18 protein-coding genes are annotated in these 20,484 nt (G+C 60.9%); 11 read left to right on the top strand and 7 right to left on the bottom strand.

The window, feature by feature from the left end; all coding sequences use genetic code 11:
* Positions 1–116: 116 nt before the first annotated feature.
* Complete coding sequence (locus EV130_RS23790) at positions 117–1,619, top strand: GAF domain-containing protein (RefSeq protein ID WP_074062034.1); 1,503 nt, start codon at positions 117–119, stop codon at positions 1,617–1,619.
* Positions 1,620–1,643: 24 nt separating this feature from the next.
* Here EV130_RS23790 and EV130_RS23785 read toward each other — a convergent pair whose 3' ends face one another.
* On the bottom strand, positions 1,644–2,288 hold the full coding sequence (locus tag EV130_RS23785; RefSeq protein WP_074062035.1) for a TetR family transcriptional regulator C-terminal domain-containing protein: 645 nt from the start codon (positions 2,286–2,288) through the stop codon (positions 1,644–1,646).
* Positions 2,289–2,579: 291 nt separating this feature from the next.
* Here EV130_RS23785 and EV130_RS23780 point away from each other — a divergent pair, with 291 nt between their 5' ends.
* Genes EV130_RS23780 through hydA form a run of 3 tightly spaced genes read left to right on the top strand, consistent with a single transcriptional unit; the run spans position 2,580 to position 5,562 of the window.
* Complete coding sequence (locus tag EV130_RS23780; RefSeq protein ID WP_074062036.1) at positions 2,580–3,833, top strand: Zn-dependent hydrolase; 1,254 nt, start codon at positions 2,580–2,582, stop codon at positions 3,831–3,833.
* Positions 3,830–4,105 carry a hypothetical protein gene (locus EV130_RS23775; protein ID WP_074062037.1) on the top strand — a complete coding sequence of 92 codons (276 nt, stop codon included), beginning with the start codon at positions 3,830–3,832 and terminating at the stop codon, positions 4,103–4,105. The genes EV130_RS23780 and EV130_RS23775 overlap by 4 nt, the downstream gene beginning before the upstream one ends.
* A 2-nt stretch (positions 4,106–4,107) precedes the next feature.
* On the top strand, positions 4,108–5,562 hold the full coding sequence (gene hydA / locus EV130_RS23770) for a dihydropyrimidinase (protein ID WP_074062038.1): 1,455 nt from the start codon (positions 4,108–4,110) through the stop codon (positions 5,560–5,562).
* A 210-nt stretch (positions 5,563–5,772) separates the two neighbouring features.
* Here hydA and EV130_RS23765 read toward each other — a convergent pair whose 3' ends face one another.
* Entirely contained in the window at positions 5,773–6,186 is a 414-nt protein-coding gene (locus tag EV130_RS23765; protein ID WP_074062039.1) for a cupin domain-containing protein, read from the bottom strand.
* A gap of 99 nt (positions 6,187–6,285) precedes the next feature.
* On the opposite strand from EV130_RS23765, the gene EV130_RS23760 reads away from it, so the two are divergent.
* The 7 genes from EV130_RS23760 to EV130_RS23730 all read left to right on the top strand — a co-directional run bounded on the left by EV130_RS23760 (position 6,286) and on the right by EV130_RS23730 (position 15,593).
* Positions 6,286–7,068, top strand: coding sequence for an ABC transporter ATP-binding protein (locus tag EV130_RS23760; protein ID WP_074062040.1), 783 nt, complete (start codon positions 6,286–6,288; stop codon positions 7,066–7,068).
* 12 nt (positions 7,069–7,080) lie between these two features.
* Positions 7,081–7,965, top strand: a complete 885-nt coding sequence (locus EV130_RS23755; RefSeq protein ID WP_074062041.1) for an ABC transporter permease — start codon at positions 7,081–7,083, stop codon at positions 7,963–7,965.
* Complete coding sequence (locus tag EV130_RS23750) at positions 7,962–9,089, top strand: ABC transporter permease (protein WP_074062042.1); 1,128 nt, start codon at positions 7,962–7,964, stop codon at positions 9,087–9,089. Before EV130_RS23755 ends, EV130_RS23750 begins: the two co-directional genes overlap by 4 nt.
* A 55-nt stretch (positions 9,090–9,144) precedes the next feature.
* The gene (locus EV130_RS23745; RefSeq protein ID WP_074062043.1) at positions 9,145–10,116 is read left to right on the top strand and encodes an ABC transporter substrate-binding protein; all 972 of its coding nucleotides are present in this window, start codon (positions 9,145–9,147) and stop codon (positions 10,114–10,116) included.
* A gap of 405 nt (positions 10,117–10,521) precedes the next feature.
* Positions 10,522–11,709 (top strand): efflux RND transporter periplasmic adaptor subunit, encoded by a 1,188-nt coding sequence (locus EV130_RS23740; protein ID WP_074062044.1) that lies wholly within the window; start codon positions 10,522–10,524, stop codon positions 11,707–11,709.
* 11 nt (positions 11,710–11,720) lie between these two features.
* Positions 11,721–15,026, top strand: a complete 3,306-nt coding sequence (locus EV130_RS23735; protein ID WP_074062045.1) for an efflux RND transporter permease subunit — start codon at positions 11,721–11,723, stop codon at positions 15,024–15,026.
* A 228-nt stretch (positions 15,027–15,254) separates the two neighbouring features.
* Positions 15,255–15,593: a DUF930 domain-containing protein gene (locus EV130_RS23730; RefSeq protein ID WP_132661629.1), complete on the top strand. Its 339-nt coding sequence runs from the start codon at positions 15,255–15,257 to the stop codon at positions 15,591–15,593.
* 50 nt (positions 15,594–15,643) lie between these two features.
* Here the strand turns inward: EV130_RS23730 and ureG are convergent, their stop codons facing one another.
* From ureG to ureC, 5 genes are all read right to left on the bottom strand, one after another.
* A complete protein-coding gene (gene ureG / locus EV130_RS23725) occupies positions 15,644–16,255 on the bottom strand; it encodes an urease accessory protein UreG (protein ID WP_074062046.1) in 612 nt (203 codons plus the stop codon).
* A 76-nt stretch (positions 16,256–16,331) separates the two neighbouring features.
* Positions 16,332–17,003 carry an urease accessory protein UreF gene (locus tag EV130_RS23720; protein ID WP_074062047.1) on the bottom strand — a complete coding sequence of 224 codons (672 nt, stop codon included), beginning with the start codon at positions 17,001–17,003 and terminating at the stop codon, positions 16,332–16,334.
* A 6-nt stretch (positions 17,004–17,009) separates the two neighbouring features.
* Positions 17,010–17,480: an urease accessory protein UreE gene (gene ureE, locus EV130_RS23715; RefSeq protein ID WP_132661627.1), complete on the bottom strand. Its 471-nt coding sequence runs from the start codon at positions 17,478–17,480 to the stop codon at positions 17,010–17,012.
* 79 nt (positions 17,481–17,559) lie between these two features.
* The gene (locus tag EV130_RS23710) at positions 17,560–18,426 is read right to left on the bottom strand and encodes a GGDEF domain-containing protein (protein ID WP_074062049.1); all 867 of its coding nucleotides are present in this window, start codon (positions 18,424–18,426) and stop codon (positions 17,560–17,562) included.
* A gap of 343 nt (positions 18,427–18,769) precedes the next feature.
* Positions 18,770–20,482 carry an urease subunit alpha gene (ureC, locus tag EV130_RS23705; RefSeq protein ID WP_074062050.1) on the bottom strand — a complete coding sequence of 571 codons (1,713 nt, stop codon included), beginning with the start codon at positions 20,480–20,482 and terminating at the stop codon, positions 18,770–18,772.
* Positions 20,483–20,484: the final 2 nt, after the last annotated feature.

Genomic DNA, 20,484 nt, shown 5'->3' with positions numbered 1-20,484 from the left:
AAAAAGTCCTGGAACCCTCTGAATTTTGGTGGATTCTCTGGAAAGTGTGCGTCTGCGCCGTATATCCCTTTCCTTGTCACGCCCAAATGGGTATCGGAACCGGAGTCTCCTGTCTCGTGAGCAAAGCCTGCAATGGTGCCGAACTGACGAATTGCGACGGGGGAGTTGTCCTTCAACATGCCGCCATCCAGCCCTTCGGTTTCCTGCTTGCAGCTTCCCCCGACTGGAAAATCGTGCGCGCGTCGGCCAATCTGGAAGAGTTTCTGGGCGTGAGCTGCGAACACGCGCTTCGCCAGCCACTCTCCGGCATCATCATGCCCAGGACGCTGCACGCGATCCGCAACCGACTGACCGTCATCCGAGGTCCGGTCATGTTCGAGCGGCTGTCCGGCATCGCCTTTGCCGAAGGCGGCCCCATTTTCGACGTGGCTCTTTACTGCACCGAAGCTGGGATCGTCATCGAGGCCGAGCCGTCGCAGCGCGAGGGCCATGGCGGCCCGACGCTGTCGATGCCCGCAATGATGGCGCGCATCGACCAGGCGCCGGGTCTGGAGGCCTTTTTCCGCGAGAGCGCCCGGCAAGCGCGCGCCATTACCGGCTTCGACCGCGTGATGGTCTGCCGCTTCGATGACGAAGGGTCCGGCGAAATCGTGGCGGAAGCCGCGAGATCAGGGATAGGGTCCCTGCTTGGCCTTCACTTTCCGCCCACCGACATTGCGGCCCAGGAGCGCACCTTCCATGCCCGCAATCTCTTCCGCATCATCCCTGACGTCGATGCCGCACCGGTTCCGGTCGTGCCGGAACTCGACGAGCACGGCCGGGCGATCGATCTTTCCTTATCGATCTTGCGTTCGGTTCCGTCGGGCCACACCGACTATTTGAAGGATATGGGTGTCGCCGCCTCGTTTTCGGTTCCGATCGTCGTGGATGGCAGGCTCTGGGGCCTGTTTGCCTGCCATCATTATGCTGCCCGCCTGCTTTCCGTCGAACGGCGCTTGACGGCCGAACTCTTCGCCCGGATGTTCGCCTCGCGGCTCGAAACCCGGCTGTGCCGGCTGGCGCTGGAATTCGAAAACGGGGCGCGAAAGATCGTCGAGCGGCTGTTGGGCGCCGTTGTGGAAAATACCGCTCTGCCCCATGATCCGGCCTGGCTGGCCGAAGCGCTCGCCGGCGCTGTTCCCGCAGATGGCATCGGCGTCTGGATCGGCGGGCGCACGGCGCTGACAGGGCTCGCTCCCTCTCAGCAGAAATTCTCTGCGCTGATCGATAGGCTGAACGGCATGGCATCCGGCCATGTATTCGTGACCGATCGTGTTGCCGAACTCTGGCCCGAGGCGGAACCGAATGGCGACGTCGCCGGAGTGATGGCCATTGCGACCTCGCAGCCGCCGCGTGATTACATCGTGTTCTTCCGCCAGGAAATCCTGGGAAGCGTGCATTGGGCTTCGTCAGGGCCAGCAGAGCACGACGCCGACAGCCAAGCCCTTGCACCCCACAAGAGCTTCCAGGCATGGTCTGAGCTGATGCGCGGACGATCGCTGCCTTTTTCCGCGGCCGAACGCCATGTCGCGGAGACCATCCGCGTGACGCTCGAAGCCATTCGCCGCCTAACCCGGTAAACAGCCGCATCACTGACGAGACGGTCAGGCCGGGCGAACGATCAGTCCGCCGATGAAGAGCTGCTCGAGGAAGCGCGCAGCATCCTCGAAGCGCCCTGCCCCGGCATGCTCCTGTCCGAGCACGGCGCGCACCTGGACGTCGAAGTCGGCATAATGCTGCGTTGTCGACCAGATCGAAAAGATCAGATGGTAGGGGTCGCATTTGGCGATCTTGCCGGCCTTCGCCCAGGCGCGGATGACCTCGGCCTTCTCATCGACGAGCTGCTTCAGCGGACCCTTCAGCTCGTCTTCGATATGCGGCGCGCCCTGCAGCACCTCGTTTGCAAACAGCCGGCTTTCGCGAGGAAAGTCGCGCGCCAATTCCAGCTTGCGGCGAATATAGCTGCGGATTTCGGTTTCCGGATTGCCCTCGGCATCGAAGGCGCGAAGCGGCTCAAGCCAGGTATAGAGCACCCGGTCGATCAGCGCCCGGTGCATCGCCTCCTTGGTACGGAAGTAATAGAGCAGGTTCGGCTTCGACATGCCGGCCACCTCCGCGATCTGGTCGATCGTCGAGCCGCGGAAACCCCTGGCGGAAAACACATCGAGCGCAGCTTCCAGAATCTGCTCTTCCTTTTCCTCCTGGATCCGCGTGCGCCGCTGGGTCTTCGCTGCTCTCGGAATGGCCATCTGGCTCTCGTTTCCCCTTGAAATTCAATTGTTTCTGTCAAACGGCCCCTCTGCCGTCCTTTTGAGCAACTCCCTGCAATTTTGTCTGAATTTTTCCTGATTTTCGTCTTGAGCCCGGCGCGGGAAGCTGTAATGTTTACCAATCGGTCAAATTATCTGTCAGATGCAAACCAAAGGCAACTGGCGATTTTCCGGCGCAACAAAACAAACAAGCGCGCGGGAATTGACGATGGGAACGGACGGCGCATGTTCTTTGCATGACCCGTAAAAAAACAGGTGAGGATATCAGACATGGTGGCAGCACCAGGCGAGAATATGCGCGTCAACGGAGACCGTCTCTGGGACAGTCTGATGGAGATGGCAAAGATCGGCCCCGGAATTGCCGGAGGCAATAACCGCCAGACGCTGACGGACTCCGATGCCGAGGGCCGCAGCCTGTTCCGCACTTGGTGTGAATCTGCAGGCCTTTCCGTCGGCGTCGACAAAATGGGCACGATGTTTGCAACTCGTCCAGGCACGGATCCCGATGCGCTCCCCGTTTATGTCGGCTCGCATCTCGATACCCAGCCGACCGGCGGCAAATATGATGGCGTGCTCGGCGTGCTCGGCGCGCTCGAAGTCGTCCGCACATTGAACGACCTCGGCATCAGGACGAAGCACCCGATCGTCGTCACCAACTGGACCAATGAGGAAGGGGCCCGTTTCGCCCCGGCCATGCTTGCCTCCGGCGTCTTCGCCGGCGTTCACACGCTTGACTATGCCTATGGCCGCAAGGATCCCGAGGGCAAGACGTTCGGCGACGAGCTGAAGCGCATTGGCTGGCTCGGCGACGAAGAAGTCGGCGCGCGCAAGATGCACGCCTATTTCGAGTATCACATCGAGCAGGGTCCGATCCTCGAGGCCGAGGAGAAGCAGATCGGTGTCGTTACCCACTGTCAGGGCCTCTGGTGGCTGGAATTCACGCTGACCGGCAGGGAGGCCCATACCGGCTCGACGCCGATGAACATGCGCGTCAATGCCGGGCTTGCCATGGCGCGCATTTTCGAGATGGTACAAGAGGTCGCCATGAGCGAGCAGCCGGGCGCTGTCGGCGGCGTCGGCCAGGTGTTCTTCTCGCCGAACTCGCGCAACGTGCTGCCTGGCAAGGTGATCTTCACCGTCGACATCCGCTCGCCCGACAAGGAAAAGCTCGACCGCATGCGCGCCAAGATCGAGGCCGAAGCGCCGAAGATCGCCGATGCGCTTGGCGTCGGCTGTTCGATCGAGGCGATCGGCCATTTCGAACCGGTGACCTTCGATCCGAAGCTTGTCACTGCCGTGCGCGATGCCGCCGAAAGGCTCGGCTACAGCCACATGAACCTCATCTCCGGGGCCGGCCACGACGCCTGCTGGGCTGCCAAGGTCGCGCCGACGACGATGATCATGTGCCCCTGCGTCGGCGGCTTGTCGCACAACGAGGCGGAGGAAATTTCCAAGGAATGGGCGACCGCCGGTGCGGACGTGCTGTTCCATGCCGTGGCCGAGACGGCGGAGATCGTCCGATGACGGCCGATCCGGATGCCGATCTGAACACCATGACGCACAGGCAACTGCTTTCGGCAGCGCGCGCCATGCGTCATGCGATCCGCACCCACCGGGATACGTCCATGCACGCGCTCTGTTGGCATCACCCCGACATGTGGGCGCTTCTACCGGATTCACCTGCCGGTGGCCAGATCGTGCCGGATTGGCCCCAGTTCATGCGCGGCTGCATCCGCTACCGCCAGTCATTGGATAAACAGCTTGCGCAGGCACCGCGCAGCGCCAGGGAGTTTTGAGAATGAGCACAGTCATCAAGGGCGGAACCATCGTCACGGCCGACCTCACCTATACGGCGGATGTGAAGATCGAAGGCGGCAGGATCGTCGAGATCGGCCCTAACCTTTCGGCCAATGAGACGCTGGATGCCTCCGGCTGCTTCGTGATGCCGGGCGGCATCGACCCGCACACGCATCTCGAGATGCCGTTCATGGGCACCTACTCCTCCGACGATTTCGAAAGCGGCACCCGCGCGGCCCTTTCCGGCGGCACGACGATGGTGGTCGACTTCGCCCTGCCCTCGCCTGGCCAGTCGCTACTTGAAGCGCTGACGATGTGGGATAACAAATCGACCCGCGCCAACTGCGACTATTCCTTCCATATGGCGATCACCTGGTGGAGCGAGCAGGTCTTCAATGAAATGAAGGCCGTCGTCCAGGACAAGGGCATCAACACCTTCAAGCATTTCATGGCCTACAAGGGTGCGCTGATGGTGGACGACGACGAGATGTATTCCTCCTTCCGGCGCTGCGCCGAACTCGGCGCGCTGCCGCTGGTCCACGCCGAAAACGGCGACGTTGTCGCGCAATTGCAGGCAAAGCTCATGGCCGAAGGCAACAACGGCCCGGAAGCCCACGCCTATTCCCGGCCGCCGGAAGTAGAAGGCGAGGCGACCAATCGCGCCATCATGATTGCCGACATGGCCGGCTGCCCGGTCTACATCGTCCACACCTCCTGCGAACAGGCGCATGAAGCGATCCGCCGCGCCCGCCAGAAAGGCATCCGCGCCTATGGCGAACCGCTCATCCAGCACCTGACGCTCGACGAGACGGAATATTTCAACAAGGACTGGGATCACGCCGCCCGCCGTGTCATGTCACCGCCCTTCCGCAACAAGCAGCATCAAGATAGCCTCTGGGCCGGCCTTGCCTCCGGCTCGCTGCAGGTCGTCGCCACCGACCATTGCGCTTTTACGACCGACCAGAAGCGTTTCGGCGTCGGCGACTTCACCAAGATCCCGAACGGCACCGGCGGCCTTGAAGACCGCATGCCGATGCTCTGGACCTATGGCATCAATACCGGCCGGCTGACGATGAACGAATTCGTGGCCGTGACCTCGACGAACATCGCCAAGATCCTCAACATCTATCCGAAGAAGGGCGCAATCCTCGTTGGTGCCGACGCCGATCTCGTCGTCTGGGACCCGAAGCGCGCAAAGACCATCACCGCGAAAAACCAGCAGTCGGCGATCGACTACAACGTCTTCGAAGGCAAGCAGGTCACCGGACTGCCGCGATTTACTCTGACGCGCGGCGTCGTTGCCATTGAAGAAGACACGATCAAGACCCGCCAGGGTCATGGCGAGTTCATCAAGCGCCAACCGGTCACCGCCGTCAGCAAGGCGCTGTCGACCTGGAAGGAAGTCACCGCGCCGCGCAAGGTCGAGCGCACCGGCATTCCGGCAAGCGGCGTGTGATCGGAAGGGATGTCGAGCGTGCGAAATACCCCCTTCTGCCTTTTTGTGAGATCTCCTCCACCAAAAGGAAGATCGGGACGACGCGGCTGCCACATCACCGTCGTTGAACGGCACAATACGCCTGGCGCTTTGACCGGGATCGACGAGCGTCCTCCATCCGATCTCCCTTTTGGCAGGGGAGATGCCCGGAAGGGCCGAGGGGAGGATTTTTCACCCCTCCACCAATCGATCCAGTTCCGGCAGCAGCACGACACTTTCCTGCTCGTTGGGATCTGTCCGCGCGATGATCGCGGTGCAAGGCGTGCTGCTAAGGTTCGCCGGCAGGTGCGGGACACCCTCCGGAATGTAAAACAGCTCGCCGGCATGGATGACGACATGATGCTCCAGCTCGTCGCCATACCAGGTGTGTGCTTCACCGGAGAGCATGTAGATCGCCGTTTCATGCGCCTCGTGCAGATGCGCCTTGGCGCGCACGCCCGGTGGGATCGTCAGAAGATGCATGCAGATGCCCTTCGCGCCGACCGTTTCGGCTGCAATGCCTTCAAAGTAGCTCAGCCCCTGCTTGCCGCTGTAGGCGTGGTTGGGGCGAATGATGTGGCAGGTGGGCTTTGACTTCGCGTCCATCGTCATTCTCCATGAATTTTGCCGCGGCAACGAAAACCGGCCATCATCATAGCACGCAAACCGCGGCGACGCGGGGAAAACAGGACTGGTAAAGCATCGATGCAAGCATCCGTCGTATCCGCAAAGGATCTCTGTCTCACCTACCAGACGAATGACGGGCCGGTGCATGCGCTGAGCGATGTCAATCTCGATGTCCGCAAGGGCGATTTCGTTTCTTTCATCGGCCCGTCCGGCTGTGGCAAGACGACCTTCCTGCGCGTCATCGCCGATCTGGAGAAGAAGACCTCAGGCGAGATCACCGTCAACGGCATGACACCGGACGATGCCCGCAAGGCGCGCGCCTATGGCTACGTCTTCCAGGCGCCGGCGCTCTATCCCTGGAGGACGATCGAGAAGAACATCGCGCTCCCCCTGGAGATCATGAGTTACGCCGCCGCCGACCAGAAGAAGCGCATCGCCGAGGCACTGGATCTCGTCAACCTCTCCGGCTTCGAGAAGAAATTTCCCTGGCAGCTTTCCGGCGGCATGCAGCAGCGTGCCTCGATCGCCCGCGCACTCGCTTTCGACGCCGACCTGCTGTTGATGGACGAGCCTTTCGGCGCACTCGACGAAATCGTCCGCGACCACCTCAACGAGGAGCTTTTGAAGCTTTGGGCGCGCACCAACAAGACAATCTGCTTCGTCACCCACTCGATCCCCGAAGCCGTCTACCTTTCCACGAAGATCGTCGTCATGTCCCCGCGCCCCGGCCGCGTCACCGACGTCATCGACTCCACGCTGCCGGCCGAGCGCCCCCTTGGCATCCGCGAAACTGCGGAATTCCTGAAAATCGCCCACCGCGTGCGTGAAGGGCTAAGGGCGGGGCATAGCTATGAGGAGTAGGAGGGCAGGCCTATGAAACCCGATACCCTCAAGGACAAATTCATTCCCGTCCTGACGATCCTGCTGGCGCTCATCGCCGTCTGGTATGCTGCAGCGATCCTCATGAACGCATCGTTCCAGCGGGACATGGACCAGCGCGGCAACGTCACCTCCACGGCAATGGAATTCGTCGAAAAGACGCTCTCGCAGCCCAAGCCGATCCTGCCGGCACCGCATCAGGTGGCGATCAATGTCTTCGAGAATACGTTCCTTAGAAAACTCTCCAGCAATCGCAGCCTCGTCTACCACGCCGGCGTAACACTGTCCTCGACGGTTCTCGGCTTTGGGCTTGGAACCCTGCTCGGCATCGCGATCGCCGTCGGCATCGTGCATATCAAGACGCTCGACCGCAGCCTGATGCCGTGGATCATCGCATCGCAGACGGTGCCGATCCTTGCGATCGCGCCGATGGTCATTGTCGTGCTCGGCGCGATCAACATTACCGGCCTGATCCCGAAGGCGCTGATCTCGACCTATCTCTCCTTCTTCCCCGTCGCGGTCGGAATGGTGAAAGGTCTGCGCTCGCCCGAGATCATGCATCTCGACCTGATGCGCACCTATAACGCGACCGCATTGCAAACCTTCTGGAAGCTGCGCGTCCCGGCCTCGATCCCTTTCCTCTTCACGTCGATGAAAGTGGCGATTGCCGCAAGCCTCGTCGGCGCAATCGTCGGAGAACTTCCGACAGGCGCGGTCGCCGGCATCGGTTCGAAGCTGCTGGCGGGCTCCTATTACAGCCAGACGATCGATATCTGGGCGGCACTCGTGGCAGGCTCCGTGCTGGCGGCCATGCTCGTTGCGATTGTCGGCCTGGTGTCTAAGATCGTCGATCGCGCCATGGGTGGGAGGCCGGCATGAAGATGCTGAATGTCTCCTGGCAGGCATTGATCGCTCTTTTTCTCTGCGCCGCGGCACTGCTCTGGCTGCCGCTCCTCGACCAAGCCGCCCCCCGCCCCTTCAGCGGCGAGACGGTGACACTTGTCGTCGTCATCGTCGCTGCATCCGCGCTCATTTCGGCAGCGCCTCTGCCGCGTCTCTATTCCGCGACCGTTCTGCTGATCGGCACCCATGGCGCCGCCTGGATGCTGCTTGCCGGCATTGCCGGCAACGAAGGCATGGCGGCGAAGTCGTTCTTCTTTCTGATCGCCGCCTGCTGGCTGCTCGCCTGGCGCTGCGTCACCGTACTTTGCGAGCTACAGCCCGCCTCCAATTTCAAAGCGTCGTTCCTGCGTCTGCTGATCCCTGCGATCTTCGGCGCCTGGATCCTGATTCTTTGGGAAACGGCAACCCGCGGGGCGGGCATTCCCTTCGTGCTCCTACCGCCGCCAAGCGCTATTGGCGCACGCATCGCCGGATCGCTGACGATCCTCGGCGAAGATATTCGGCAGACGATCTTCAAGGCCGTGCTGATCGGCTACGCCGTTGGCTGTGCCAGCGGCTTCGTCGTCGCGATTCTGGCCGATCGCGTGGCGTTCCTGCGCCGCGGCCTGCTGCCGATCGGCAACATGGTCTCGGCGCTGCCGATCATCGGCGTGGCGCCGATCATGGTCATGTGGTTCGGCTTCGACTGGCCGTCGAAGGCTGCAGTCGTCATTATCATGACCTTCTTCCCGATGCTGGTAAACACCGTCGCGGGCCTTTCCGCGTCCGGCAGCATGGAGCGCGACCTCATGCGCACCTATGCCTCGAACTACTGGCAGACGCTGCTGAAGCTCCGGCTTCCCGCAGCCATGCCTTTCATTTTCAATGCGCTGAAGATCAACTCGACGCTGGCGCTGATTGGTGCCATCGTTGCGGAATTCTTCGGAACGCCGATCGTCGGAATGGGCTTCCGCATCTCCACCGAGATCGGGCGCATGAATGTCGACATGGTCTGGGCCGAGATCGCCGTTGCGGCGTTGGCGGGCTCGATCTTCTATGGGGCCGTCGCCCTCGCCGAAAGGGCGGTGACTTTCTGGCATCCGTCTATCCGTGGTGGCTAGACGTCGCTTTATTCCCGCAAATGGGATTGGGCATAACTTCAGAGGGAAAAGAAAAATGAAAAAACTGATGGTTGCAATGATGGCAAGCGCAATGTCGCTTGCGGCTGCCCATGCAATGGCCGCCGACAAGGTGACGCTGCAGCTGAAATGGGTCACGCAGAGCCAGTTTGCCGGTTATTACGTCGCCAAGGAGAAAGGCTACTACGAGGAAGAGGGCCTCGACGTCGACATCAAGCCGGGCGGTCCTGACATCGCACCCGAGCAGGTCATTGCCGGCGGCGGCGCCGACGTGATCGTCGACTGGATGGGCGGTGCGCTGGTTGCCCGCGAAAAGGGCGTACCGCTCGTCAATATCGCCCAGCCCTTCCAGAAGTCGGGCATGGAGATGATCTGCCGCAAGGACGGCCCGATCAAGTCCGAAGCCGACTTCAAGGGCCGCACCCTCGGCGTCTGGTTCTTCGGAAACGAATATCCGTTCTTCGCCTGGATGAACAAGCTCGGCCTCAAGACCGACGGCGGCCCGGATGGCGTGACCGTCCTCAAGCAGAGCTTCGACGTGCAGCCGCTCTTGCAGAAGCAGGCGGACTGCATCTCGGTCATGACCTACAATGAATACTGGCAGGCAATCGATGCGGGCTTCAAGCCGGAAGAGCTGATCGTCTTCAACTATACGGAAATGGGCAACGACCTTCTCGAAGACGGCCTCTATGCGATGGAGGACAAGCTCAAGGACCCGGCCTTCAAGGAAAAGATGGTCAAGTTCGTGAGAGCTTCGATGAAGGGCTGGAAATACTCGACCGAAAATCCGGATGAAGCAGCCGAGATCGTCGTCGATGCCGGCGGCCAGGACGAGAACCACCAGAAGCGCATGATGGGCGAGGTCGCCAAGCTGATCGGCGACGGCACCGGCAAGCTCGACCCGGCGCTCTACGATCGCACGGCCAAGGCTCTTCTCGACCAGAAGATCATCAACAAGGAGCCGTCCGGGGCCTGGACGCACGAAATTACCGAGGCGGCTGCGAAGTAATTCCAGCGAAACCGAAACGCGCGGGAAAGCCTCGCGCGTTTTCGGTTTTTAGCGTTCGTTCAAAAAAATCAGCGACCATGTCGCATCGGCAGACTTTCGCACGTCATAAGAACATACGGCTGCGATCAATCATCGGAATGACCACATAACCATGCGGTGATTGATCTGGACGTAAACGGCAATTAATATGTTCGGATAAGGGAATTATTTTCTGCCGGTCTTGCGCATCGAGCAAATCGGTACCAAGTACAAGCCGGATTTGCCGGAGGAGTGACTTCTCTGTAATAGAGACGGCAAACAATGCGGGAATGCCTCTGAGAACACAGAGACGAAATGGCCAGTTCGCGAGCTGAGGGACGACGCGCGATTTTGGCAGACTATGTCAGACAATTTGGATCACGACGCATGGCACGCACGCTGACTACACTACGCGCCTCCTCACTTTTGATCGCCGCGCTCGCGCTAACTCCCGCTTTCGCGCAGGAAACGGCAACCACGAAACCGCAGCAGAACCTGCCGGCGATCGTCGTGACCACCGCCAAAACGCGCACGCTCGTCGACCGTGTCGTTGCCACCGGCACCGTGAAGCCTGTCGAGGAAGTCTACATCCAGCCGCAGGTGGAGGGTCTTTCGATCCGCGCGTTGAATGCCGATGTCGGCGACAAGGTTGCAGCAGACAGCACGCTTGCAACGCTGAACGACGACGCCCTGCTCTTGCAAAAGAGCCAGATGGTGGCAACCAAGGCGAAAGGCGAAGCAACGCTTGCCCAGTTGCGGGCACAACTGGTCGAAGCGGAGGCGAACGCCGAGCAGGCCCGCCAGCAGCAGGCCCGCGCGCAGGAAATGGGCAAGAAGGGCACGGTTTCCACTGCCACGGTGGAACAGGCGGATGCCGCTGCCGCTTCTGCCAACGCCCGTGTGAAGTCCGCCGAGCAGGCCATCGCAGTCGCCCAGGCGGACCTCAAGGTTGTCGACAGCCAGATCGCCGACACGGATTTGAGGCTCGCCCGCACCGATGTGAGGACGCCAGTCGCAGGCACGGTTTCGGCAAAGAACGCCAAGGTCGGCGCGATCGCGCTGGGTTCGGGCGATCCACTCTTCACCGTCATTCGTGACGACGATATCGAGCTGGTGGCCGAAGTCGGCGAGAGCGATATCATCAAGATCGAGCCGGGCCAGAAGGCGACGATCTCACTTGCCGGCAGCCGCGACAAGCTTACGGGTTCGGTGCGCCTCGTTTCGCCAACGGTCGATTCGACCACCCGCCTCGGCTTCGTCCATATCCTCATCGATGATGACAGCAAGGCGCGTTCGGGCATGTACGGCAGCGCCGAGATCATCATGAAGACCACCGAGAACGTGGCATTGCCGCTTTCGGCAGTCCTGACGAGCAGCGAAGGTTCGTCTGCCCGCAAGGTCGAAGACGGGGTCGTGAAATTCGCTGAAGTGGAAACCGGCATCCAGGACGGCGCCTATATTGAGATTGTGAAGGGCCTGAAGGACGGCGAGGAAGTCGTTGCCAAGGCCGGTGCTTATGTCCGCGACGGCGACCGCATTACGCCGGTTCGTGAACAGCCCGCTGCTTCCAACTGAGAGACGGCCCGATGAACTTTTCAGCCTGGTCCATCCGAAATCCCGTAGCCCCGCTGCTGCTTTTCGCACTGCTGCTTTTTGTCGGCATTCAGTCCTTCAACAAGCTGCCGATCACGCGCTTCCCGAACATCGACGTGCCGCTCGTCTCAATCACCGTGGCGCAGAGCGGCGCTTCGCCTGCCGAACTCGAAATGCAAGTGACCAAGGAGATCGAAGACGCCGTCGCCTCGATCAACGGCATCGACGAAATCCAGTCCACGGTCACCGACGGTCAGTCGCAAACCAACGTGATGTTCCGCATGGAAGTGCCGACGGAGCAGGCGGTCCAGGACACCAAAGACGCGATCGACCGCATCCGCAGCGACCTTCCGGCCAATGTCGAGGAACCGATCGTCGCCAAGGTCGATGTCGAAGGCCAGGCGATCCAGACCTTTGCCGTCTCCTCGCCAGACATGACGCTTGAGGAACTTTCCTGGTTCGTCGACGATACGATCAAGCGCGCACTCCAAGGTCAGGCCGGCATCGGCCGCGTTGACCGCTATGGCGGTGCCGATCGCGAAGTCCGCATCGAACTCAACCCGGACAAGCTGAACGCCTACGGCATCACCGCCGACAGCGTGAACAGGCAGTTGCACGGAACCAACGTCGACCTCGGCTCAGGACGTGGCCAGGTGGCAGGCAGCGAGCAGGCGATCCGCGTTCTCGGCGACGCCCGCAACGTGGCGGAGCTCGCCAATACGACCATCGCCCTGCCGAACGGACGTTTCGTCAAGCTCGCCGAACTCGGCGCCATCAAAGACACCTATCAGGAACCGAAGTCATTCTCGCGTTTCGACGACACGCCCGTCGTTACCTTCGGCGTCTTCCGCTCCAAGGGCGCCAGCGAAGTCAGCGTCGCCGAAACCGTGGCGCAAAGCCTCGACAAGGTCCGTGCGGAATATCCAAACGTCGGCATCGAGCTGATCAACGATTCCGTCTACTTCACCTACGGCAACTACGAAGCTGCCCTCCACACCTTGATGGAGGGCTCGCTGCTGGCGGTCGTCGTCGTGTTCCTGTTTTTGCGGAACTGGCGCGCAACGCTGATTTCGGCGATCGCCCTCCCCCTGTCCGCGATCCCGACTTTCTGGATCATGGACCTGATGGGCTTCTCGCTGAACCTCGTCAGCTTTCTGGCGCTCACCCTCGCGACAGGCATCCTCGTCGACGATGCGATCGTGGAAATCGAAAACATCGCCCGGCACATCAAGATGGGCAAAACGCCCTATCGGGCGGCGATCGAAGCGGCGGACGAAATCGGTCTCGCCGTCATCGCCACGACGTTCACGATCATTGCCGTCTTCGTACCGGTCTCGTTCATGCCGGGCATTCCTGGCCAGTACTTCATCCAGTTCGGCCTGACGGTCGCCTTTTCGGTGTTCTTCTCGCTCGTCGTGGCGCGCCTTATCACTCCGATGATGGCCGCCTACCTGATGCGCGCGCAAGACGGCCAAGACGACCACCATGACAATGACGGCCTCTTCTTCCGCGGCTATACGCGTCTCGTGCGCGCCACGACCGCCCGCTGGTGGACGCGATATGCGACGCTGTTTGCGGCAATCGCCTTCCTGATCGGTTCGGTAGCACTTCTTGCCCAGGTTCCGGGCAGCTTCCTGCCGCCGGAAGATGCGTCCCGCATCGTACTCTCTGTCGAGCTGCCGCCGAACGCAACGCTCGAAGACACCGAACAGACGTCCAACGCGATCTACAACAAGGTCAAGGACATCAACGGCGTCGAAAGCGTCTTCGTTCTCGGCGGCGCATCCCCCAAGGGCGACCTTGAACTGCGCCGTGCAACGATCACGCTTTCGCTCTTCAAGCTGGACCACTCGCTGGTGAAGAGGGTAATCAACGATGTCTTTGGCTCCATCCCGGTCATCGGCCCCTATCTGCCGAAGGTCGAGGTTCACGGTCGCGAACGTCCGCAATGGGATATCGAAAAGGAAGTCTTTGCCAGGGTGAAGGATATCCCGGACGTTCGAATCCTGAAGCTCAACGACCGCGGCGAGCGTGACCTGTCGTTCAACTTCCTGTCCAAGAACGAGAAGGATCTGAACGAGGCTGTCGGCCTTCTGGAATCGAAGCTGCGTGCAGAACCGCTGCTGGCAAACGTCAGTGCCGAAGGCGCCCTGCCGCGTCCGGAGCTGCAGGTCCGTCCGCGCAAGGACCAGGCCGCCCGCCTCGGCATCACGCCGCAGCAGATCTCCGATACGATCCGTGTCGCCACCATCGGCGACATCGATGCGGCGCTTGCCAAGATCAACCTCGACGACCGCCAGATCCCGATCCGCGTTCAGACGGCAATCGATATGCGGCGCAACCTTGCGGCCATCCGGGCGCTGAAGATCCAGACGGCGAGCGGAGCAATCGTGCCACTGTCGACCGTTGCCGACATCGACTATGCCGAAGGCGCGAGCTCGATCAAGCGCAACAACCGAAATCGCGTCGTCGCGATCGGCTCGGACCTGCCCCAGGGCGTGGCTCTCGATACGGCGTCGGCTCGCTTCCTGCAGATTGTCAAGGATACTCATATCCCATCGACCGTGCAGCTTGTCGAAAGCGGCGACACGAAGGTTCAGAAGGAAATGCAGCAGAGCTTCGTCAACGCGATGCTGATGGGCCTGATGCTGGTCCTGGCCGTCCTGATCCTGCTGTTCAAGGATGTGATCCAGCCGTTCACCATCCTGTTCTCGCTGCCGCTGGCAATCGGCGGCGTGGCGGTCGCTCTGATCATCACCAACAATCCGCTCTCGATGCCGGTTCTGATCGGCAACCTCATGCTGATGGGCATCGTGACGAAGAACGCCATCCTGCTCGTCGACTTCGCAATCGAAATGCGCCGTCACGGCATGACACGCGTCGAAGCTATGGTGGAGGCCGGCCGCAAACGCGCCCAGCCGATCATCATGACCTCGATCGCCATGTCCGCCGGCATGCTGCCCTCCGCACTCGGCGTCGGCGAAGGCGGTTCGTTCCGCGCGCCGATGGCGATCGCCGTGATCGGCGGCATCATCGTCTCGACGGTGCTCTCACTCGTCGTCGTGCCATCCTTCTTCCTGATCATGGACGACCTTTCGCTCCTGCTTGGCTGGCTCTTCGGCCGCCTCGTCGGCAAGAAGGACCAGGAGGAACTGGCGATGTCCAGAGAGGAGCTGACGGAAGCCGTCGGCGCTCTCAACGAACGGGTGGAGGCGATCGAGAACCCGGAAGGCAAACGCAAGAGCGCCAATGCCAACGACAAGAACGTCCTCCGCCTGCCGCCTTTCGCAGCGGAGTAGGCTTGCAGTGAACATTGAAAGGCCGGGGCGACCTGGCCTTTTCATCGATGTGGAAATGGAACCGCGTAAGCTTTGTGCAGCAGCCGTTGCGAGCGGGTTTCATGTCAAAGATTTTCTGGCAGCGGGTCTCTTGCAGACCATTGCCGTCGGGCTTCTGGTCTCTCCACATGTCGACCTGACCGAGCAGCCAGCAAGGCGCCTGCGGATAGAACACCGGATACACGCGCCATGTTCAGCCAGAACGGCTCGATTGCGCAGCGGGCCCGCGCGGCATCTGGCAACCGCATCGTCCAGCTTTCAACGTCCGAAAAATTGGAACAGGTCCATCGATCAAAGACCGAGCTCAGGCCGGATTTCCCGGTCGCTTACCCGGTGGCGGATACGTCGCTTTCCGGCAGCCTGATTCTTCGGGCCAATGGCGGGGGGGTCGAGGCAAGCGCCAATGTCGCATTACCAATCCAGCCCGAGGCCGCGCCGGACATCGACACGACCGGCGCATTCGAGTTTTCAGTTGGCCAGGAATTTCCGGAAACAGCCTTTCGTGCCCGTGGACGACGGCGAGGCTGACGAACGCTGTCGCCAATGTGGAGCTACCAGAACCTGGAACGCCTCAATTTTCATAGCCCGCCCTGCTCCTTCAGGAAGCTGACGATCGGGCCGATGCCCTCGCCCCGCTTCATGTCGGAAAAGACGAAAGGACGCATCTCGCGCATGCGTGCAGCATCGCGGTCCATGACGTCGAGATCGGCGCCGACATAGGGCGCAAGGTCCTTCTTGTTGATTACCAAAAGGTCCGACCTTGTGATGCCCGGCCCGCCCTTGCGGGGGATTTCCTCGCCCTGGCAGACGGAGATCACATAGATGGTGATATCGGCCAGGTCGGGCGAAAATGTCGCTGCCAGATTGTCGCCGCCGGACTCGATGAAGACCACATCGAGGTCCGGAATACGGTTGTTCAGGCCAGCGATCGCCTGGAGATTGATCGTCGCATCTTCGCGGATTGCCGTATGCGGGCACCCGCCGGTTTCCACACCGACGATACGGTCAGACGGAAGCGCCTGCATGCGCATTAGCGCTTCGGCATCCTCGGTCGTGTAGATGTCATTGGTGACGACGGCGATGGAATAGTCGTCACGCATCGCCTTGCAGAGCTTCTCCGTCAGCGCCGTCTTTCCAGAGCCGACAGGCCCGCCGATGCCCACACGAAGAGGTCCGTTTCTCGATTTCATATGTCACACTCCAATTTGGCCGATGATAGCGCCTGGATTTCGGGGCTGCCACCGGCAAATGGCGCAGATGCTCCGATCAGGAACGGAAGAGCCTCGTCGTCTGCGTCTCGTGCCGCAGCGAGGCGATATCCGCCTGAACTGCCGCCGAACCCAGATCATCGAGCGTCGAGCCGGACGCACGATGAGCGGTCGCGGCAACGGCCTCTTCGAGACGCGCCAGGATAGCTGCGCCGTCCTTCTGCCCGGCAACGCCGAGCCGGATGCCCGCCGAGACCGATTGCGAGACATAGGCATGCAGGAAGGCTGCGAGCGCCTTTTGCAATTCGATGCCATGTGCGCCGGCGACGGCGCCGACTGCAACGGGATAGGCAATTGCCCGTGGCAGACGATCAAAGACGGTATCGGGCCAGGCGCGTGCCGCCTCCAGAAAGGCATCACCGAGCAGCGTGGTCTCCTGGTGGCGCTCCCGCGAGCCGGCAAGGGCCTCTGCCAGCGCGCCAATCTGCGCAAGCTCTCCTGCATCCGATTGCCCCCGCCAGCTCGCTGCAAAGAGCACGGCATCGTTCCAGATGCTCCCATGAGAAAGGAGCGTTTCGATCCATCCGTCCAGCGAGGCTGCATCTGTTACAAGCCTGTCATGGACGGCGCGCTCAAGGCCGCCTGAATAGGCGAATGCGCCGATCGGAAAGGCCGGCGAGAGCCATGCCATGAGACGCAGCAAGGCTTGCAGGTCGCCGCTCACCCTCATTGCAGTTTAGTCATGCGCGTGGCCGTGTCCATGTGAGTGGCCGCCGTGTGAGTGGTAGGCGCCGCGGGCGGGCTGGAAAGGCTCGGTGACCTCGCTGACCGTCGCGTCGAGCCCTTCGAGCATCGATCGGATCACGTGATCACGCAGGATCAGGATGCGCTCTTCTTCGATCTGAGCGCTGAGGTGGCGGTTTCCGAGGTGCCAGGCAAGCTCGATGAGATGCAGCCTATCCCGGCCCCTGATCTCGAAAAGCTTCTCGTCCGCAGCCTGGATTTCGATGAGCTCGCCGTCCTCAAGCACCAGCATGTCGCCGCTGGCAAACAGCACCGGCTCCTTCAGGTCCAGCATAACCATGTCGCCGTTTTCGAGATGCAGGAGCTTGCGGCGCAGATGCCTCAGATCATGCGGCAGGACGACTTTGCCGACAGGATGGGAAAACGGGGTTCCGGCCGTTAGATAGGAGGTGACGCGCTGCATGAGATGTCCGTTTCTGTGAGACCAAGACCATGCAAAATAGCGCCTGGCAGCGCAAGCACCAATGCTTTGGCAAGGGCTGTTATATGCCAAAGGCGCGCTGCGTATCGTCGTAATCCGGCACTGCACCCTGAACGCCAAGTCCGCTCTCGGCCAGATGATGATGCCATGTGTGGTTCAGCGCGTTCCTTTCGTGAACGACGCGGTTGCGGCCGAGCGCCTTTGCCAGATAAAGCGCCTTGTCGGCGGACGCGTAGACCGCCTCCTTGCTGCGCCCGGGTACAAGATCGGCGATACCGCCCGAAATGGTGATCGATATGTCGCAGCCGTCGGCGGCGATCGACCGTCGGGCAATCTGCGTCTTCACGGCTTCGATCCTCTGCAGCCGTTCTTCGAGGTCACCGCCTGAAACGATGACGCCGAACTCTTCGCCTCCGAGACGCGCAACGACCGAGGTACCGTCGAATGCCGAAGCGAGAATTGCGGAAACGCCAATGATGACAGCGTCGCCGCAGGCGTGGCCGAAACGGTCGTTGATCGCCTTGAAACGGTCGACGTCGAAAATCACCAGCGAGGCGCCGTCATCGATGCTGTCGAGCGCTTCGGCAAAGGCACGGCGGTTCAAGAGGCCGGACAGCATATCGATGCGGCTGAGTTTTTCGAACTCTGCGCGCGATAGCGTCAGCTGATACATGGCATGGCCGACGATCAGCGAAAGAATGCCGCACACAACGCCACTGAGAAGCCAGGACAGTGCAATGCTGTAGCTGATCGTGAGAGCGAGCGTGAACGGCAGCACGCCGAAAAAGGCAAGCGGCGGCATCACTGCGAGGATCAACAGCACCGACAGGATAACGGCGGCAAAACTCATCTTCAGAGCAAAGCTGAAAATCGTGCCGCGATGGTGAAAATTGCCAAGTTCAGCCTGGAGAAAAATCCAGCTCCTCATGAGAATCGACCTCCAGCTCGGCGTCCCCGGAGATATCTGATTAGAGCTCAACTCCTGCCGGCTTCTTAAGCGGATCGTTAAAATTGAAGCGAGTTTATACGATTTAATGTTGTATTCTTCAGGTCCGCTCAATACCGGCTGCAACCGGCGGAATCGGAAACCTCAAAAACAGGGCTAACGCATTGAAAAACAGAGGAATATTAGCAACTAGAAAGAATTCGGTATCGCAAAGGGGAGCAACTGTTGCCCGTGACAAAATTGCAGCGCTTTATACAACCATGTGACGAGTGTATTGACATGCGCTTTAAGAGCGCCGCCTCACGAAGCCGGCGCTCCTGTTGGTCTAAAAAAGAAAGTAGCGCTGCGCCATCGGCAGAACTGTTGCCGGTTCGCAGGTGAGCAGTTCGCCATCAGCGCGCACCTCATAGGTTTCCGGATCGACCTCGATATGCGGCGTCAGGCTGTTGTGGATCATCGATGCCTTGGAGATACCACCGCGGGTGTTCTTGACGGCAAGGAGATCCTTGGCGACACCCAGCCTTCCCTTCAGCCCGGCATCAAGCGAGGCCTTTGAAACGAAGGTGACGGAGGAATTGGTGAGGCTCTTGCCGTAAGAGGCAAACATCGGCCGGTAATGCACCGGCTGTGGCGTCGGGATGGAGGCGTTCGGATCGCCCATAGGTGCAGCCGCAATCGAGCCGCCGAGCAGCACCATGTCCGGCTTCACGCCGAAGAAGGCGGGATTCCATATGACGAGGTCGGCGCGCTTGCCGACTTCAATGGAGCCGATCTCATGGGAAAGGCCATGCGCAATCGCCGGATTGATTGTATATTTGGCGATGTAACGGCGGACACGGAAATTGTCATTGTCGCCCTTTTCCTCCTTCAGACGTCCGCGCTGGCGCTTCATCTTGTCGGCCGTCTGCCATGTGCGGATTGCCACCTCGCCAACACGGCCCATGGCCTGACTGTCCGACGAGATGATCGAGAAGGCTCCGATATCGTGCAGGATGTCTTCGGCTGCGATCGTTTCCTTGCGGATGCGGCTTTCGGCAAAGGCGATGTCTTCGGGGATCGACGGCGACAGGTGATGGCAGACCATCAGCATATCGAGATGTTCGGCGATCGTATTGACCGTGTAGGGCCGCGTGGGATTGGTCGAAGACGGGATCACGTTCGACTGGCCGCAGATCTTGATGATGTCCGGCGCGTGGCCGCCGCCTGCGCCTTCCGTGTGAAAGGCATGGATCGTGCGGCCCTTGATGGCGCCGATCGTGTCTTCGACAAATCCGCTTTCGTTTAACGTGTCGGTATGGATCATCACCTGCACGTCATATTGGTCGGCAACCGTCAGGCAGCAGTCGATCGCGCCGGGCGTCGTGCCCCAGTCTTCGTGCAGCTTCAGCGAGGTGGCGCCGGCAAGCACCATCTCCTCGAGCGCGCCAGGCAGCGATGCATTGCCCTTGCCGGCGAAAGCGAGGTTCATCGGGAAGGCATCGGCCGCTTCGATCATCCGGGCGAGGTGCCAGGGGCCGGGCGTGCAGGTCGTCGCCAATGTGCCATGCGCTGGGCCGGTACCGCCGCCGAGCATGCAGGTAAGACCGCTCATCAGCGCTTCTTCGATCTGCTGCGGGCAGATGAAGTGGATGTGGCTGTCCATCCCGCCGGCCGTCACGATCTTGCCTTCGCCTGCGATCGCCTCGGTGCCTGGACCGACGATGATGTTGACGCCCGGCTGGGTGTCGGGGTTGCCGGCCTTGCCGATCGCGACGATCCGTCCGTCCTTGAGCCCAATATCGGCCTTCACGATGCCGGTATGATCGACGATAACCGCATTGGTGATGACGGTATCGACCGCACCATTGGCGCGGGTCACCTGGCTCTGCCCCATGCCGTCGCGGATCACCTTGCCGCCGCCGAACTTCACCTCTTCGCCATAGGTCGTGAAATCCTTTTCGACCTCGATGAAGAGCTCGGTATCGGCGAGGCGTACCTTGTCGCCGACGGTCGGACCGAACATGCTGGCATAGGCGGCGCGGGAAATCTTGTGGGGCATCA

It is taken from the genome of Rhizobium azibense (assembly GCF_004342325.1).
Classification (GTDB): domain Bacteria; phylum Pseudomonadota; class Alphaproteobacteria; order Rhizobiales; family Rhizobiaceae; genus Rhizobium; species Rhizobium etli_B.
The sequence above is the reverse complement of the archived record's forward strand: the minus strand, read 5'-3'. Positions and strand labels throughout refer to the sequence as shown.